Source organism: Phenylobacterium sp. (assembly GCF_025934275.1).
Lineage (GTDB): Bacteria > Pseudomonadota > Alphaproteobacteria > Caulobacterales > Caulobacteraceae > Phenylobacterium.
Genome location: NZ_JAICYI010000074.1, coordinates 1 through 16,058 on the forward strand (window position 1 = coordinate 1; position 16,058 = coordinate 16,058).

Genomic DNA, 16,058 nt, shown 5'->3' on the forward strand with positions numbered 1-16,058 from the left:
CCGATCTTGTATTCGGGATCGGACACCATCTCGTTCAGCTGCGCGATCCAGCCGACGGTGCGCGCGAGCGCGAAGATCGCCGTGAAGAGCTGCACCGGAATCCCGATCGCCTTCTGCACGATCCCCGAGTAGAAATCGACGTTCGGATAGAGCTTGCGCTGGACGAAGTAGTCGTCCTCGAGCGCGATCTTCTCGAGCGCCATCGCGAGCTTGAACAGCGGATCGTCGTGCAGGCCAAGCGCGTTCAGCACCTCGTAGCACGTCTCGCGCATCAGCTTGGCGCGCGGATCGTAGTTCTTGTAGACGCGGTGGCCGAAGCCCATCAGCCGTACGCTCGAGTGCTTGTCCTTCACCTGCGCGATGAACTCGCCGATCTTCGCGACGCCGCCCTGCGCCTGGATGTCGTAGAGCATGTTGAGTGCGGCCTCGTTGGCGCCGCCGTGCGCCGGGCCCCAGAGGCACGCGACGCCCGCTGCGATCGCGGCAAACGGATTCGTGCCCGACGAGGCGCAAAGGCGCACCGTGGACGTCGACGCGTTCTGCTCGTGGTCGGCATGCAGGATGAAGATGCGGTCCATGGCCCGTGCCAGGATCGGATTGGCCTTCCAGTCCTCGGCCGGCACCGAGAAGCACATCCGCAGGAAATTCTCGGCGTAGGAGAGCTCGTTGCGCGGATAGACGAACGGCTGGCCGCGGAAGTACTTGAAGGCGCGCGCGGCGATGGTCGGCATCTTGGCGATCAGCCGGTGCGCCGAGATCGTCCGCTGCTGCGGGTCGTCGATGTCGGTGCTGTCGTGGTAGAAAGCGGACAGCGCTCCCACCGCGCCGACCATGATCGCCATTGGGTGAGCGTCCCGCCGGAAGCCCTGGAAAAACCTGTCGAACTGGTCATGCAACATCGTGTGGTAGGTGATGTTGTGCTCGAATTCCGCATACTCGGCGGCGGTCGGCAGATCACCGTGCAGCAAGAGGTAGCAAACCTCGACGAAGTTCGAGTTCTCGGCCAGCTGGTCGATCGGATAGCCGCGGTGCAGCAGGATGCCGTTGTCGCCGTCTATGAAGGTGATCTTGCTTTCGCAGCTGGCCGTCGAGGTGAAGCCGGGGTCATAGGTGAAGACATCGGCCTCGGCGTAGAGCTTGCGCACGTCGACCACGTCCGGACCGGTGGTGCCCTTCAGAACGGGCAGGTCGTAGCTCTTGCCGCCGATCCCGATCTTCGCCGTGTCGCCCATGCGGATTCCCTCAACCGTCGGAAATTGAAACGCGTGTTCGGGGCCTTATAGCCGTTTAGCGCACGAGCGAAAGCGCATCTGCGATCCGCGCCAGGCTTTCATCCTTACCCAGCGACACCAGCGCGCTGGCGAGGTCCGGCGCGGGCGATCCGCCCGAGAGCACGGCGCGCAGGGCCGGCCCGAACCTGCCGATGCCGACCGCCTCGCGTTCGGCGAACGCGCGGATGCGGGCCTCGAGCCCTGCGACCTCCCAGGCCGGCGCAGCGGCAAGGTCGTCGCGCAGGCGCGCGAGGCGGTCGAGCGTTTCCCGGCTCAGCATGCTGCGGGCCTTGTCCGGCAGCTTTAGCGGGCGGGTCTTGAGCACGAAGACGACGGCGTCGGCCAGGTCGAGCAGGGTCTTGGCGCCCTCGCGGACCAGCGGAATGGTGCGCTCGAGGATCGGCCGATCGGTGCTCTTCAGGCGCCAGTCTCGGCTCTTCAGGATCTCCAGGGTGAGGTCCGTCAGGCGGCCTGGCTCGGCCTGGCGGATGTAGTGGTTGTTGAGGTGGTTGAGCTTGTCCCAATCCAGGCGGGCAGGCGCGCTGACCACGTCCTTGATGTCGAACCAGGCGATCGCCTGGTCGTCCGAGAAGATCTCATCGTCGCCGTGGCCCCAGCCGAGCTTGGCGAGGTAGTTGCGCATGGCTTCGGGCAGGTAGCCCAGGTCGGCGAACTCGCTGACCGCCTGGGCGCCGTGGCGCTTGGAGAGCTTCTTGCCGTCAGGGCCGTGGATCATCGGCAGGTGGGCCCAGACCGGCGCCTCCCACCCGAGGCCGTTGTAGATCAGCGTCTGCCGTGCGGCGTTGTTGAGGTGATCGTCGCCGCGGATCACGTGGGTCACGCCCATGTCGTGGTCGTCCACGACCACGGCGAGATTGTAGGTCGGCGTGCCGTCGGTGCGCAGCAGGATCAGGTCGTCCAGATTGCGGTTCTCGAACCGGACGGGCCCCTTCACCTGATCGTCGATCAGGGTTTCGCCCTCCAGCGGGCACTTCAGACGGACCACGAATGGCCGAGCGGGCGCGTCGTTGGGCGAGCGGTCACGCCACGGCGAGCGGACCACGCGGCCCTCCGCGCGGGCGAGTTCGCGCTCGGCCTCGAGCTCTTCGGGCGTCATGTAGTCCCGGTAGGCGGCGCCGCGCGCCAGCAGGTCGTCAGCCGCCTGCCGGTGGCGGTCGGCGCGCGCGAACTGGAAGACGGGCGTCGCATCGGGCTCGAGTCCGAGCCACTTCAGACCCTCGAAGATCACGTCCACGGCCTCGGCGGTGGACCGTTCGCGGTCGGTGTCTTCGATGCGCAACAGGAACTTGCCGCCCGTGTGTCGCGCATACAACCAGTTGTAAAGCGCTGTCCGAGCCGTGCCTATGTGCATCATGCCGGTCGGCGAGGGGGCGATGCGGGTGACGACGGAACGCTCGGGCATGGAGGTCGAGGAGGCTGGCGGCGCGCCGGCTGGCGGCGCCTGGCCCGCGCCTCTTAGCACGCGGCTTCCGAGGCTTCCTAGCGCCGCCGAGGCGTTGGCCTGGCTGGCGTACGAGATCGAGCGGCAGGGGCGGCGCTGGACGCTCTGGACTCCCGTCGCCTTCGGGTCTGGCGCCGGGGTCTATTTCGGGCTCCCGCGCGAGCCGCAGGCGTGGCTGGGCTGGGCGGGCGCGATCCTCGCGCTGCTCCTCGTGGCGGCGGTCGCCCGCTGGCGTGCAGGGCCTCCCGCGACAGCCGCCCTGGTCCTGATCGCCTGCGCAATCGGCGGCTTCTCGGCCGCCAAGCTCCGCACCGACCACGTCAGGGCGCCGGTGGCGCCGACCCGCGGTCCGCCCGAGCGACTGGAGGGTTGGGTGGTCGATATCGCAAGCCCGGGCCAGGGCGGGCGGCGGCTGCTGATCGCGCCATCCCGCATCGGCGACTGGCCCGCCAAGGCCACACCCATTCGCGTGCGGGTGACGTTGCGCGAAGGTTACACGCCCTCGCCGGGCGAGCCGATCAGTCTGCTGGCGGTGATCAACGCGCCACCGCCGCCGGCCAGTCCCGGGGCCTACGACTTCGCCCGCGACGCCTACTTCCAGAGCGTGGGCGGGGTGGGATTCGCGCTCGGTCCGCCGTCGACCTGGGTCACGGACGAGGTCGCGCCTAGGCGGCTGCGGCTGACCATGCGCATCAACGCGGTTCGATGGTCGCTGACCCGGCGGATCATCGGCGCGCTGGGGATCGAGGCGGGCGGCCTGGCCGCGGCGATGACCACCGGGCACGACGCCTTCATCCCACCCGATCAGGTGAACGACCTGCGGGCCTCGGGGCTGGCCCACATCACCTCCATCTCCGGCCTGCACATGGCGATCGTGGGCGGCTTCGTCTTCCTCGCCGTGCGGATGATGATCGCCGCCTGGCCGTGGCTGGCCTTGCGAATCCACGGCAAGAAGGTCGCCGCCGCCGTGGCGCTCACCGCTGTCGTCGCCTACCTGGTGCTTTCGGGCTGGCCGCCGCCGGCCGAGCGGGCGGCGATCACGGCCGTCATCGCGTTCGGCGCGATCCTGGTCGACCGGCAGGCGATCAACCTGCACGCGCTGGCGCTCGCGGCGATGGCGGTCATGCTGCTGCAGCCGGAAGCGGTGACCCAGCCAGGCTTCCAGATGTCCTTCGCCGCCACCGCCGCGCTGGTCGCCATGGCCGAGGTCTGGCCGCGGACGGTGCGCGAGATCAACACGCCCTGGCCGATCCGCATGATCCAGCGGTTCGGCGGCTGGGTCACCGCGGCGGCGGCCGCGAGCTTCGTGGCGGGCGCCGCGACCGGTCCGTTTGCGATCCAGCACTTCAACCGCGTGTCCACCTGGGGCCTGATCTCCAACCTGCTGGTCGAGCCGATCTCCAGCTTCCTGATGATGCCGGCGCTGGCGCTGGGCGCCGCGCTCGCGCCGTTCGGCCTCGGGCAGGGACCGCTCGACGTCGCGGGCTTCTCGATCCGCCTGATGAACGACATCTCGCGCGCCGTGGCGCATGCGCCCTATGCGCAGTTCGTGGTCGCGAGCGGGCCGGGCTGGACGCTGCCCACCGCCTTCCTCGGCTTGCTGATCCTGTGTCTGTGGCGAGGTCCGCTGCGATGGGTCGGCCTGCCGCTGGCGCTCGCCATCTCGCTCGCGCCGAAGCCCACGCCGCCGGACGTCTGGGCGGCGGCCGATGGCGCGGCGGTGGCGGTGCGGAGCGGCCGCGAGGCCATACTCTTCCGGCCTGACGTGAAGCTGTTCGGCGCCGAGCTCTGGGCGCGCCGTCGCGGCCTCGATCCATCGGGCGGCGAGGCGGCGCGCGATCCGGGCTTCGAGTGCGACCACTGGAGCTGCGCGCCCAAGGCCGGCGCGCCGCTGAAGGTCGCGGCGGCCTGGAACCTCAAGCGGCCGCTCCAGTCCGAGCGCCTGGACCAGATCTGCGCGAGCGCCGAGCTGGTGATCCTCCGAAACGACTTCAAGCCGAACGCCTGCCGCGCACCCGTGGTGCTCACCGGCGCCGATTTCGCGCGCGGCGGCTCGGCGGAGCTGTGGCGCGGTCCCGGCGGCAGCTGGCGGGTCCTCTGGGCGCAGGATGTGCGCGGGCGAAGGCCGTGGAGCTGGGGCCCGGATCTCAGGTGAGCCTGTCGTTCACCAAGCGGCTGCGCGACCCGATCATGCGCGGCGAGATCACCTGCACGGTCAGGATCTGGAAGAGCCTGCGGGTCAAGCTCGGCGGCCGCTATCCGCTGGGCCGCGGCCACGTCGAGGTCACCCGCATCCAGCACGTGGATCTGGACGACATCTCCGAGGCGATCGCCCGCCGGTCAGGTTTCCAGGACTTGGATGATCTGCTGAGCGTCGCCCGGCACGGCTCCGGCGAGAGCGTGTTCCTGATCGACTTCGTCTATCGCGCCCCGCCCGCGCTCAGTGATAGCGGCGGATGAGGCCGACGAGCTTGCCCTGCACGGCCACCTGGTCGGGACCGAAGATGCGGGTCTCGTAGGCGGGGTTGGCGGCCTCCAAAGCGATCGAGGCGCCCTTCTTGCGAAGCCGTTTCAGGGTGGCTTCCTCGCCGTTCACCAGCGCCACGACGATCTCGCCGGACTGGGCCGTGTTGGTGCGCCGGATGACCACGAAGTCGCCGTCCAGGATGCCGGCGCCCACCATGGAGTCGCCCTGGATCTCCAGGACGAAGTGCTCGCCCGCGCCGAGCAGCGTCTCGGGCACCGGCAGCCGGTCGCGCTCCTGCTGGATGGCCTCGATCGGCGTGCCTGCCGCGATGCGGCCGAGCACCGGAAGCTCGCGCGTGTCGCTGGCCGTCCCCGGGGCGTCGGCGCCGGCGTCGACCAGCTGCGGCTTGAACGGCGCGCGGCCCTTCGGCGGAGCGGTCGCCGTCGCCTGGGTTGGGAGCTTCGTCACCTCCAGGGCGCGGGCCCGATGGGGCAGGCGGCGGAGGAAGCCGCGCTCCTCGAGGGCGGTGATGAGCCGGTGGATGCCGGACTTCGAGGCGAGACCCAGGGCGTCCTTCATCTCGTCGAACGACGGGGAGACCCCGGTCTCCTTGAGCCGCTCATGGATGAACATGAGCAATTCGTGCTGCTTGCGGGTGAGCATGGCGGCGACCCTTCGGATCCCTTGTTGTAGCGCTTCGAGAACAAAGCACAAACGTCAATGGATGTTCTCTAGGTGTTCCGAATTAAAGTCAAGTTACCAAGCTTGCAGTTGAAAAATTTGCGGAATTTTCCGGCGGCGAAGCTCGCGGGCGCCGACTCGCTCAGGCGGCCAGCAGGGCGCGGGTCGCCGCCGCCACGTCGGCCTGGCGCATCAGGCTTTCGCCGACCAGCATGGCCGCGGCGCCGGCGCGTTCGAGGCGCGCGGCGTCGGCCGGGGTGAAGATGCCGCTCTCGGTGACCAGCAGCGCGTCCGCCGGCGCCAGGCGCGCCAGCCGCTCGGTGGCGCCGAGATCGGTCGCGAAGGTCCGAAGGTCGCGGTTGTTGACGCCCACCATCGCCGCGCCCAGGCTCGCGGCCCGGGCCATCTCGGCGGCGTCGTGGACCTCGACCAGGACGTCCATGTTCCAGGCCGTGGCCGCGGCGATGAGCTCGCCCGCCAGCGCATCGTCGACCATGGCGAGGATGACCAGGATGGCGTCGGCGCCCAGGGCGCGGCTCTCGGCGACCTGCCAGGGATCGAGCATGAACTCCTTCCGGAGGCAGGGCAGGGCGCTCGCCGCCCGCGCCGCCGCGAGATCGGCGTCCGCGCCCTGGAAGCTGGGCGCATCGGTGAGCACCGAGAGGCAGGCCGCGCCGCCCTGCTCATAGGCGCGGGCCAGGGCCGGCGGGTCGAAGTCGGCGCGGATCAGGCCCTTGGATGGCGAGGCCTTCTTGATCTCGGCGATCAGCGCCAGCCGGCCCGGCGCTTGCGCGCGCTGCAGGGCGGCCCTGAAGCCGCGCGGCGGATCGGCGGCCGCGGCGGCGGCCTCGATATCGGCCAGCGGACGGGCGGCTTTGCGGGCGGCGACGTCCTGGCGCTTGTAGGCGGCGATCTTGGCGAGGATGTCGTTCATGCGGGCTCGGGGGCGGGCGCAATGGCGACGAGGCGGGCGAGCGCCTGGGCGGCCTTGCCTTCGTCAAGGACCTGGCCGGCGAGCTCGACGCCTTCGCGCAGGGTCTCGACCCTGTCGGCGACCAGGAAGGCGGCGGCCGCGTTGATCAGCACGATGTCGCGGTAGGGCCCCTTGGCGCCGGCCAGCAGGTCGCGCAGGGCCGCGGCGTTCTCGTTCGGGGCGCCGCCGGTGAGCTCGGCCAGCGAGGCGCGCGGCAGGCCGACGGCTTCCGGCGTGATGCGGAACAGGCGCACCTGGCCGTCGCGCCACTCGGCGACCTGGGTCTCGCCGGTGGTGGTGATCTCGTCCATGCCCTGGCCGTGGACGGTCCAGGCCCGTTCGGCGCCCAGCGCGCCCAGCACCCGGGCGAGCGGCTCGACCCAGCGGGTGTCGAACACGCCCAGGAGCTGCCGCCGGGCCCTCGCGGGATTGGCCAAGGGCCCCAGCAAGTTGAAGACGGTGCGGAAGCCGAGCTCGGCGCGGATCGGCGCCACGTGGCGCATCGCGCCATGGTGGGCGGGCGCGAACAGGAAGCAGATGCCGGCCTCGTCCAGCGCCCTGAGCTGCTGCTCGGCCGAGGCCGCGATGTCGACGCCGAGCTCGCCCAGCACGTCGGCGCCGCCGGACTTGGAGGACAGCGCCCGGTTGCCGTGCTTGGCCACCTTCAGCCCGCCGCCCGCCGCCACGAGGGCCACAGCCGTCGAGATGTTGAGGGTGTGCAGGCCGTCCCCGCCTGTGCCGCAGACGTCGATCACCTCGAACGGATGGTCCAGCGTCACCGCCGCCTTGCGCATGGCCCGCGCGCAGGCGGTGATCTCGCCCACCGTCTCGCCGCGCATCCGCATGGCCGTCAGCGCCGCGGCGACCTGGGCCGAAGTCGGCTCGCCGCGCAGGCAGGCGTCGAAGAAGGTCCCCGCATCGGCCTCCGAGAGCGTCGCGCCGTCGGCCAGGCGGCTGAGCAGCGGCTTGAAGGCGTCCGACATGGCTCAGGCCTCGACGAGCGGCCTCACGCCGGCGATCTCGAGGAAGTTGGCCAAGAGCTGGTGGCCGCACTCGGTGGCGATCGATTCCGGGTGGAACTGCACGCCGTGCACGGGCCGCGACCGGTGCTGCACGCCCATGATCTCGCCGTCGTCGGTCCAGGCGGTGACCTCGAGGTCGGCCGGCAGGTCTTCGCGCCGCACCGCGAGGCTGTGGTAGCGGGTGGCGTTGAACGGGTTCTTCAGGCCGCGGAACACGCCCTGGCCGGTGTGGCGGATGGGGCTGATCTTGCCGTGCATGAGGGCCTGGGCGTGGATCACCGCGCCGCCGTGGGCCTGGCCGATCGCCTGGTGGCCCAGGCAGACGCCGAGCACCGGCAGGTCGGCCGGCGCGGCGGCGATCAGCGACAGGCAGATGCCGGCTTCGTTGGGGGTGCAGGGGCCGGGCGACAGCAGCAGCGCCTGCGGCTTCAGGCCGAGCGCTTCCTCGACCGTGATCGCATCGTTGCGGAAGACGCGCGTCTCCGCGCCCAGTTCGTTCAGGTAGTGAACCAGGTTGTAGGTGAAGCTGTCGTAGTTATCGATCACCAGGATCATGCGGGCACATCTAGGCCGTGCGCGCCCCGACGCCAAGCGCGCCGATTGGCGGCCGAGGCGACTCCCGCGATGCTGCGGGCAAGATGTCGCTCACCGAAACCGCCCTCGACGCCGCCGCCATCGACCGCGCCCGCGCGCTTCTGGCGCGGCCCAGGCCGCGCGAGCGGATCTGGCCGGTGCTGGCCGCGGCGGGCCTGCTGGCGCTCTCCGCGCTGGCCTTCGCCGCCGCCATGATCCTCGCCCCGCCGGTGATCAGCGAGCACGTGCTGAAACCGGGGCCTTAAGAGAATCACGGAAGACACGAAAGAAGACGAACCGCGGAAGCGTTTCTGCGGTCCTCAAGAGGAGTTCGGCCAGGCCGGGGCTGCGGCATGCCGTTCGAGATTCCGGGGCTCAGTCGCCGGGTCGAGATGGAGGCCGAGGAACGCGCAGAGGCGCCCGACCAGGGACTCCAGGGACTCGTCGAGGAAGCCCTCGGCTTCGGAGGCCTCGTCCAGCCATTCCTCGGCGCGCGCGATCAGCTCATCGCCCAGGGCGGACTCGTCGTCGTCCCCGGCGTCGTATTCGTCCCAGATCCGGCGCTCGATCCGGCTCTCGATGTGCGCCCTGCGACGGACAATCCTGGGCTCGGCCGCGCTGATCGCGCGCTGGACGGCGGCCTCCCTGGCCTCCGCGTCTTCGCGCTCGAGCTTGGCCTCCAGATAGATGGACTGCCGGAGCCCGCGGGTGATCTTGTAGAGCGCGTTCGCGAGCCTGGCCTTCTTGTCCTCGTCGGCCGTTGAAGCGACGGCGTCCGCCAGGTCCTCGGTGACCGCCAGCAGCACCTGCTGCACGCGCTGCAGCACCGCCTCGCGCCTCGCTGCCGTGGATGCCGGATCGGCCATGAACAAAAGTAGAACATATGAGGCCGACGCGTGTCAAGAAAATCACGCAGGGAATCTCCCGGCATCCAGCACGTCGGGATGACTGAACAGGCCGACTGGGTCCATGAAACCGCCACCCCTGGAGCGCCGTCATTCGGGCGTGGAATAACCGGCTTCGGACGGCCGCGAACGTCAGTCCGGGCCGCGCTCTGAGCCTAGACGAAGCGCCAGCTTTCTTCGGCGGCGCGGCGCAGCGCGCGGGCCTTGTGCAGGGTCTCGTCGTACTCGGCGTCGGGATCACTGTCGGCGACGATGCCGCCGCCCGCCTGGACGTACATGGTCCCGTCCTTGAAGAGCGCGGTGCGCAGCACGATGCAGGTGTCGACCGAGCCGTCGCAGCCGAAGTAGCCGACCGCGCCGGCGTAGCCGATGCCGCGCTTCTCGACCTCCAGCTCGTCGATGATCTGCATGGCGCGGACCTTGGGCGCGCCGGAGAGCGTGCCCGCGGGGAGCGCCGCCATGAGCACGTCGACCGGATCGAGGCCCTCCGGGGCGTCACCCTCGACGTTGGAGACCAGGTGCATGACGTGGCTGTACCGCTCGATGAAGAAGCTGTCGGTGACCCGCACGCGCGGCGGCCGACGGCCCTCCGACGCCGGCTGATTGGCGCCGGCCTCCTTCAGCATGGTCACCCGGCCCACGTCGTTGCGGCCGAGGTCGAGGAGCATGAGGTGCTCGGCCCGCTCCTTGGGATCGTGGATCAGCTCCTGCTCGAGGGCGGCGTCCTCGGCGGGCGTGGCGCCGCGCGGGCGGGTGCCGGCGACCGGACGGATGGTGACCTTGCGATCGCGCAGCCGCACCAGGATCTCGATGGAGGAGCCGGCGAGCTGGAAGTCGCCGAAGTTCAGGTAGAACAGGAAGGGCGAGGGGTTCATCCGCCGCAGCGACCGGTAGAGGGCGAAGGGGTCGCGGGCGTAGGGCGAGCGGAAGCGGTGGCTGGGGACCACCTGGAACACATCGCCGGCCCGCACGTAGGCCTTGGCCTTCTCGACGATCTCGCGATAGGCCTCGCGGCCGACCGGCGTGGTGAAGCGGTCGGGCTGCGGCTCGCCGTTGCCCACGAGGCGCGGGGCGGGCCGCTGCAGGTCGGCCATGACGCCGGCGAGGCGGCCCTGCGCCGCCGCATAGGCGTCGCGGGCCGAGGCGCGGCCGGGCCGGACCGGGGTGACCAGCAGGATCTCCTGGCCGATGGAATCGAACACCGCCACGATCGAGGGCCGGGTGAGCACCGCGTCCGGCAGATCGAGCGGATCCGGGTTGACGTGGGGCAGCCGCTCGACCAGGCGGATCATGTCGTAGCCCAGCGCGCCGAACACGCCCGCGGCCATCGGCGGCAGGCCGTCCGGCAGATCGATGCGGGAGGCGGCGATCAGGTCGCGCAGGCTGTCCAGCGCGCCGCCGGACTGCGGCGTGAAGCGGCCGGCGGCGATGTCGTCGCCCTCCGCCACCTCGGCGCGCTCGCCGCGGCAGCGCCAGACGAGGTCGGGCTCGAGCGTGATGATCGAGTAGCGGCCGCGCCAGGTCCCGCCCTCGACGGATTCGAACAGGAAGGCGTACTGCCGGCCGTGGCCGATCTTCAGGTAGGCGGAGACCGGCGTCTCCAGGTCATCGATCAGCCGGGTCCAGACGAGCTGCGGGGCGCCCGCGTCGTAGCGGGGCTGGAAGTCCGCAAAAGCCGGCTCGAGGTTCACTGGCCCGGGGCCGGCTTGGCCGGCCCGGCGGGCTCCAGGCCCAGGGCGGCGCGGGCGCGCTCGGGATCGAGGGTCACCTTGATCTTGCCACGGGCGGCGGCGCGGGCGGCGTCCTCCACCTCGCGGATGTAGGCGGTGGTCATCTGACCGCGCGCGGCCTCGGCCATCAGCGGAAGGTTGGCGCCCTCGCCGGCGTGGATCGCCGCGAGCTTGCCGACCACGTAGCCGACGCCGTTGGTGCGCGCGGTGAACACGTCGCCGAGCTTGGCGTCGAACACCCGGGCCAGGATCTCGCCGGAGAGCGCCTGGTTCTGGCCGGCCGTGGCGCGGGTCAGCCCGTTGACGCGCACCACCTTGGCTCCCGAGGAGGCCGCGACCGCCTCCAGGCTCTCGCCCTTGCGCACCCGGGCGGCGAGCTCGTCGGCCTTGGCGGCCAGCCGCTCGTTCAGCTCGCGCGCGATCCACGCCTGGGTGAGCTTGGGCTTGATCTCGGCCAGGCTCGGCAGGGCGGGCGGGATCACCTTGTCGACGCGCACCGCGAAATAGCCGCCGGCGCCGTTGTCCTCCAGCTCGCTCTCGCCGCCGGCCGGCAGGGCGAAGGCCGCGTCCACGAGCTTCTGGGTGAGGCCGGGCACCGGCTTGCCGTCCGGGCCGAGGCCGTTCTTGGCGACCGGCCCGAGCGTCGTGGTCGGGATGCCGGCCTTCTGGGCGGCCTCGGGCAGGCTCGCCCCCTTCTCGTGGGCGTCGTCGTAAGCCTGGGTCAGCTGGTAGACCTTCTCGGAGGCGGCGTTCTTGCGCACCTCGGCCTCGAGCCCGGGCCTGGCCTCCTCGAAGGTGACCACATGGCCGGGCGTCACGGCCTGCAGCTTGACGACGGCGAGCGCGAGCTCGCCCTGCACGGTCTGCACCTGGCCGGGCTGCATCTGGAAGGCGACGGCGGCCAGCTTCTTGTCCGGGATCGCGCTCTGCGGCTTGTCGGCATAGGTGATCGCATCGACCCCGAACGCCTTGGCGACCGCGGCCGGGTCTTCGCCCTTGGCGAGCCGGGCGGTGATCTGGGCCGCGGCGGCCGGGCTCTTGGCCGGGATCTGCACCAGGGTGCGGGTCTCGGGCTTGGAGAGCGTGTCCTTGCGGAAGTCGTACTGCTTCTGGACCTGCGCCGGGTCGACCTTGACCGACGCCATGAACTGCTCGGGCGTGACCTGCAGGAGGGTGAGCTGGCGGAACTCCGGCCGCATGATCGCGGTGGCGTTCTCCTGCATGAAGGTGGTGAGCTGCGCGTCGGTGGGCGGCGCGGGCTGCGGCACGCTCTTGGGGTCGATCGCCAGGAAAGCCACGTCGCGGCCCTCCAGCTCGAACACCGCCGCCATGGCGGTGTAGGCGCGCGGGACGGCCAGCCCGGCGATGATCGCCGTGCCGAGGTGCTGCTGGGCGATATCGTCGCGCATCTCGGCCTCGAAGCGGACCGGGTTGAGGTCGTTGTTGGCCAGCGCCTGCTGGTAGGCGCGCTTGTCGAAGCGGCCGGTGACCGGATCGAAGAAGGCGGGGATCTTGGCAATCTGCTCGGCGACCAGCTTGTCAGAGGGGATGATCCCGAGCTTGTGGATAAGCTCGGCGAAGGCTTCGCGGGTGGCCAGGCCCTGGAGCACCTCCCGGTCGAGCCCGTTGGCGGCGGCGACGTCGTTGGGGATCTGCTGGCCGGTCTGCTGCTCGACCCGCGACTTGAACTGCTCGAACTCGCGGCGGTAGTCGGTCGAGCTGACCGTGCGCGAGCCGGCGGTGACCACCGCATCGCCGCTGATCCGGCCGCGGAACACGTCGCGGATGCCCCAGACCGCGAAGCTGACGATCAACAGCCCCATCAGGACGGCGGCGACCCAGGACTTCGCAAAGGCGCGGAGAGCGGCGAACATCAAATCCCTTTCCGCGGCGCGGACGTGGGGGCCGGTATATGGAGGGCCCGGCGCGCCCGCAAGCGCGTGACAGGCGGCGCGGCTTGGCTTAACCGCCGCGCGCGAACCTTGGAAGCGAGGCCAAATGACCGCGCCCCGGCCGCTGATCGCGGGCAATTGGAAGATGAACGGCCTGCGCGCCTCGCTCGTCGAGGCGGCGGCGATCGCCGAGGGCGCGGCGGGCTGTGCGGCGCGGGTGGCGATCTGCCCGCCCGCGGTGCTGATCCACCTGATGAGCGAGCTGCTGGCCGGAACCGAGGTGCTGGTCGGCGGCCAGGACGCGCACTGGGAGGACGCCGGCGCGTTCACCGGCGATGTCTCGGCCCGGATGCTGGCCGACGCCGGCGCGAAGCTGGTGATCCTCGGCCATTCCGAGCGCCGCAGCGGATGGGGCGAGACCGACGCGATGGTCGCCCGCAAGGTCCAGGCCGCGTTGCGGGCCGGCCTGGAGCCGATCGTCTGCGTCGGCGAGATGCTCGAGCAGCGCAACGCCGGCCAGGCCGCGCCGATCGTCACCGAACAGGTGCGGGGATCCCTGCCGGCGGAGCTCGCGGGCCGGCCGTTCTGCGTCGCCTACGAGCCGGTCTGGGCGATCGGCACCGGGCTCACGCCGTCCATCGCCGAGATCGAGGAGATGCACCGGGCGGTGCGCGCGACCCTGGGGGAAAAGTTCGGGCCGGCGGCCGAGGCTGTCCCGATCCTCTACGGCGGCTCGGTGAAACCCGGCAACGCCGCGGAGATCCTGCACGCCGCCGAGGTGGGCGGCGCGCTGGTCGGCGGCGCCTCGCTGAAGGCCGCCGACTTCCTGGCCATCGTCCGGGCGCTCTGACGCCTAGGCGGAGGGGCCCTTCAGCTCGACGGTGTTGCCTTCCGGATCGCGGACGTAGAGCGACGGGCCGGTCCCGTCGGCGCCGTAGCGCTGGCCTTCCTCCGCCACCTCGACGCCGTGCCGGGCGAGGTGGGCGCGGATCGCCGGCTCGTCGAACGGCCGCACCTGCAGGGCGAAGTGGTCGAGGTTGCGGCCCTCGCGGCCCGGGCCTGCGCCGCCCAGCCTGCCCAGCGGCCCGTCGAGGGTCACGAGGTCGATCATCTGGCGCCCGGCGCGGATGTGGGTGAGGCCCAGCTCCGGGCGGTCCCGGTCGACAGAAAGGCCAAGCACGTCAAGGTAGAAAGCCAGCATCTTCGGCTTGTTCGTCACCCGCAGGACGATGTGGTCGAAGCCCTGGACGGCGATCGGATTGGGCATGGCCCCGAACCTAGCCGCTCGGCGGCTACAGCAGAAGGCCGAAGAGGCGGCAGTCGCGGCGCTCGCCGTCGCGCAGCACGTGGCCGCGCAGCAGGCCCTCCTCCTGGAAGCCCAGCCGCTCGAGGAGCGCCTCGGAACGGCGGTTCCCGAGGTGCGTCCTGGCGGCCAGCCGGCGCAGGCCGCTGGCGGCGGCGAAGCCGACCGCGGCCTGGATCGCCTCCAGCGCATAGCCCTCGCCCCAGGCCGCCCGGCCGAGCATGAAGCCCACCTCGGCGCGCTTGTGGCGCCGGTCGATCTCCGAGAGGTCGCAGCAGCCGACGAAGGCGCCGCCGTCGAGGCGGCGGATCGACCAGTAGACCGCCCGGCCGGCGCGCATCTCGGCCAGTTCGGCGCGGACGATCTCGGCCACCAGGTCGGGATCGTCGACGCTCGGGCCGTCCCAGTAGGCCATCACCTCCGGGTCATCCATCAGCGGGTAGAGGTCGGCCGCGTCGGCCTCGGCGAGCGGCGCCAGCCGCAGCCGATCGGTTTCCAGGATGGCCAGGCGCTTGGTCTCGAGAATCATGGCTTGTCAAAGGGCTGCGACGACCTAGGTATGGCCTTGGCGCGGGCTCGGTGGTAGAGCGCGCGCTTCATTTCAGGCGGGTGTGTCCGCCGAAGCGCACCGGACCAGAACGCATGCTCCTCAACCTGCTGCTCGTCGTCGAGATCATCGTCAGCGTGCTGCTGGTGATCGTCGTGCTGCTGCAGCGTTCGGAAGGCGGCGTGCTTGGCGTCGGCGGCGGGCCTTCGGGCTTCGTCACGGCGCGCGGCGCGGGCGACCTGATGACCCGCATGACCTGGATCCTGGCGACCATCTTCTTCGTGCTGGCGCTGACGCTGACCCTGCTGGCCGGACGCGAGCGCGGGGCGTCCTCGGTCGTCGACCGGCTGAAGATCGACCCGATCAACCCGACGGCGCTCACCCCGCCGCCGCCGCCGGCGCAGCCGCAACCCGGCCAGGGGCGGCCCGGCGCGCCCCAGAGCGCGCCCGCGCCGTTCCAGGCGCCGGCGGCCACGGTGCACAATCCCTTCCTGGGCGAGACGCCCGCGCCGCAGAGCGCGCCGGCCCCCGCCGCGCCGCCCAAGTCCTGACCGCAGCCGGTGGATAGGCGACCGGATTTCAGCCTCGCCCGGGGCGAATCGCTGCTAACCTGAACGCCCATGGCCCGGTACATCTTCATCACCGGCGGCGTGGTCTCCTCATTGGGAAAAGGTCTCGCATCCGCCGCCCTCGGCGCGCTCCTGCAGGCGCGCGGCTACAAGGTGCGGCTCAGGAAGCTGGACCCCTACCTGAACGTCGATCCGGGGACCATGAGCCCCTACCAGCACGGCGAGGTGTTCGTCACCGACGACGGGGCGGAGACCGACCTCGACCTCGGCCACTACGAGCGCTTCACCGGCGTCAACGCCACCCGCGACGACAACATCACCACCGGCCAGATCTACAAGAAGATCATCGAGAAGGAGCGGCGCGGGGACTACCTCGGCGCGACGGTCCAGGTGATTCCGCACGTCACCGGGGAGATCAAGGATTTCGTCCTCGCCGATCCGGGCGAAGGCGTCGACTTCGTGCTGATCGAGGTGGGCGGCACGGTGGGCGACATCGAGGGGCTGCCGTTCTTCGAGGCGATCCGCCAGCTCGGCAACGAACTCGGGCCTGAGCGCTCGATGTTCATGCATCTTACGCTGATTCCCTACATCTCAGCCGCCGGCGAACTGAAGACCAAGCCGACGCAGCACTCGGTGAAGGAACTGCTCGGTCTCGGCATCCAG

General features: G+C 70.8%; 17 protein-coding genes. 6 read left to right on the top strand and 11 right to left on the bottom strand.

Translation table 11 applies throughout. The features are described 5' to 3' along the window. Together gltA and gltX are read right to left on the bottom strand one after the other, a co-directional pair. Positions 1–1,232 (bottom strand): citrate synthase (gltA, locus tag Q0W60_RS15710; protein WP_297697024.1); only part of this gene is annotated, 1,232 nt, incomplete at its 3' end. Positions 1,233–1,287: 55 nt separating this feature from the next. Then, entirely contained in the window at positions 1,288–2,694 is a 1,407-nt protein-coding gene (gltX, locus tag Q0W60_RS15715) for a glutamate--tRNA ligase (protein ID WP_297697025.1), read from the bottom strand. Between gltX and Q0W60_RS15720 the strand changes: the two genes are divergently transcribed. After that, positions 2,666–4,888, top strand: a complete 2,223-nt coding sequence (locus Q0W60_RS15720; protein WP_297697026.1) for a ComEC/Rec2 family competence protein — start codon at positions 2,666–2,668, stop codon at positions 4,886–4,888. The two genes, gltX and Q0W60_RS15720, sit on opposite strands and share 29 nt — an antisense overlap. Beyond that, positions 4,885–5,193 carry a hypothetical protein gene (locus Q0W60_RS15725; RefSeq protein WP_297697027.1) on the top strand — a complete coding sequence of 103 codons (309 nt, stop codon included), beginning with the start codon at positions 4,885–4,887 and terminating at the stop codon, positions 5,191–5,193. The genes Q0W60_RS15720 and Q0W60_RS15725 overlap by 4 nt, the downstream gene beginning before the upstream one ends. On the opposite strand, the gene lexA is transcribed toward Q0W60_RS15725, so the two are convergent. From lexA to Q0W60_RS15745, 4 genes are all read right to left on the bottom strand, one after another. Next, a complete protein-coding gene (gene lexA, locus Q0W60_RS15730; protein ID WP_297697028.1) occupies positions 5,174–5,863 on the bottom strand; it encodes a transcriptional repressor LexA in 690 nt (229 codons plus the stop codon). The two genes, Q0W60_RS15725 and lexA, sit on opposite strands and share 20 nt — an antisense overlap. Positions 5,864–6,023: 160 nt before the next feature. After that, complete coding sequence (gene trpC / locus Q0W60_RS15735) at positions 6,024–6,815, bottom strand: indole-3-glycerol phosphate synthase TrpC (RefSeq protein ID WP_297697029.1); 792 nt, start codon at positions 6,813–6,815, stop codon at positions 6,024–6,026. Next, the gene (gene trpD, locus Q0W60_RS15740; protein WP_297697030.1) at positions 6,812–7,837 is read right to left on the bottom strand and encodes an anthranilate phosphoribosyltransferase; all 1,026 of its coding nucleotides are present in this window, start codon (positions 7,835–7,837) and stop codon (positions 6,812–6,814) included. The genes trpC and trpD overlap by 4 nt, the downstream gene beginning before the upstream one ends. A 3-nt stretch (positions 7,838–7,840) precedes the next feature. Continuing rightward, on the bottom strand, positions 7,841–8,431 hold the full coding sequence (locus Q0W60_RS15745; protein WP_297697031.1) for an aminodeoxychorismate/anthranilate synthase component II: 591 nt from the start codon (positions 8,429–8,431) through the stop codon (positions 7,841–7,843). Between the two features lie 83 nt (positions 8,432–8,514). Between Q0W60_RS15745 and Q0W60_RS15750 the strand changes: the two genes are divergently transcribed. Next, positions 8,515–8,715, top strand: a complete 201-nt coding sequence (locus Q0W60_RS15750) for a hypothetical protein (protein WP_297697032.1) — start codon at positions 8,515–8,517, stop codon at positions 8,713–8,715. Positions 8,716–8,769: 54 nt separating this feature from the next. On the opposite strand, the gene Q0W60_RS15755 is transcribed toward Q0W60_RS15750, so the two are convergent. From Q0W60_RS15755 to Q0W60_RS15765, 3 genes are all read right to left on the bottom strand, one after another. Next, positions 8,770–9,315 (bottom strand): hypothetical protein, encoded by a 546-nt coding sequence (locus tag Q0W60_RS15755; RefSeq protein ID WP_297697033.1) that lies wholly within the window; start codon positions 9,313–9,315, stop codon positions 8,770–8,772. Positions 9,316–9,509: 194 nt separating this feature from the next. Then, on the bottom strand, positions 9,510–11,045 hold the full coding sequence (trpE, locus tag Q0W60_RS15760) for an anthranilate synthase component I (protein ID WP_297697034.1): 1,536 nt from the start codon (positions 11,043–11,045) through the stop codon (positions 9,510–9,512). Then, entirely contained in the window at positions 11,042–12,958 is a 1,917-nt protein-coding gene (locus Q0W60_RS15765; protein WP_297697035.1) for a peptidylprolyl isomerase, read from the bottom strand. The genes trpE and Q0W60_RS15765 overlap by 4 nt, the downstream gene beginning before the upstream one ends. A gap of 124 nt (positions 12,959–13,082) precedes the next feature. On the opposite strand from Q0W60_RS15765, the gene tpiA reads away from it, so the two are divergent. Then, positions 13,083–13,826, top strand: coding sequence for a triose-phosphate isomerase (tpiA, locus tag Q0W60_RS15770; RefSeq protein WP_297697036.1), 744 nt, complete (start codon positions 13,083–13,085; stop codon positions 13,824–13,826). 3 nt (positions 13,827–13,829) lie between these two features. Here the strand turns inward: tpiA and Q0W60_RS15775 are convergent, their stop codons facing one another. Then, positions 13,830–14,243, bottom strand: a complete 414-nt coding sequence (locus Q0W60_RS15775) for a VOC family protein (protein WP_297697037.1) — start codon at positions 14,241–14,243, stop codon at positions 13,830–13,832. 25 nt (positions 14,244–14,268) lie between these two features. Beyond that, positions 14,269–14,808, bottom strand: coding sequence for a GNAT family protein (locus Q0W60_RS15780; RefSeq protein WP_297697038.1), 540 nt, complete (start codon positions 14,806–14,808; stop codon positions 14,269–14,271). Positions 14,809–14,921: 113 nt separating this feature from the next. Here Q0W60_RS15780 and secG point away from each other — a divergent pair, with 113 nt between their 5' ends. After that, positions 14,922–15,377, top strand: coding sequence for a preprotein translocase subunit SecG (secG, locus tag Q0W60_RS15785; RefSeq protein ID WP_297697039.1), 456 nt, complete (start codon positions 14,922–14,924; stop codon positions 15,375–15,377). 69 nt (positions 15,378–15,446) lie between these two features. Then, the coding region (locus Q0W60_RS15790) for a CTP synthase (RefSeq protein WP_297697040.1) at positions 15,447–16,058 on the top strand (612 nt) is incomplete at its 3' end.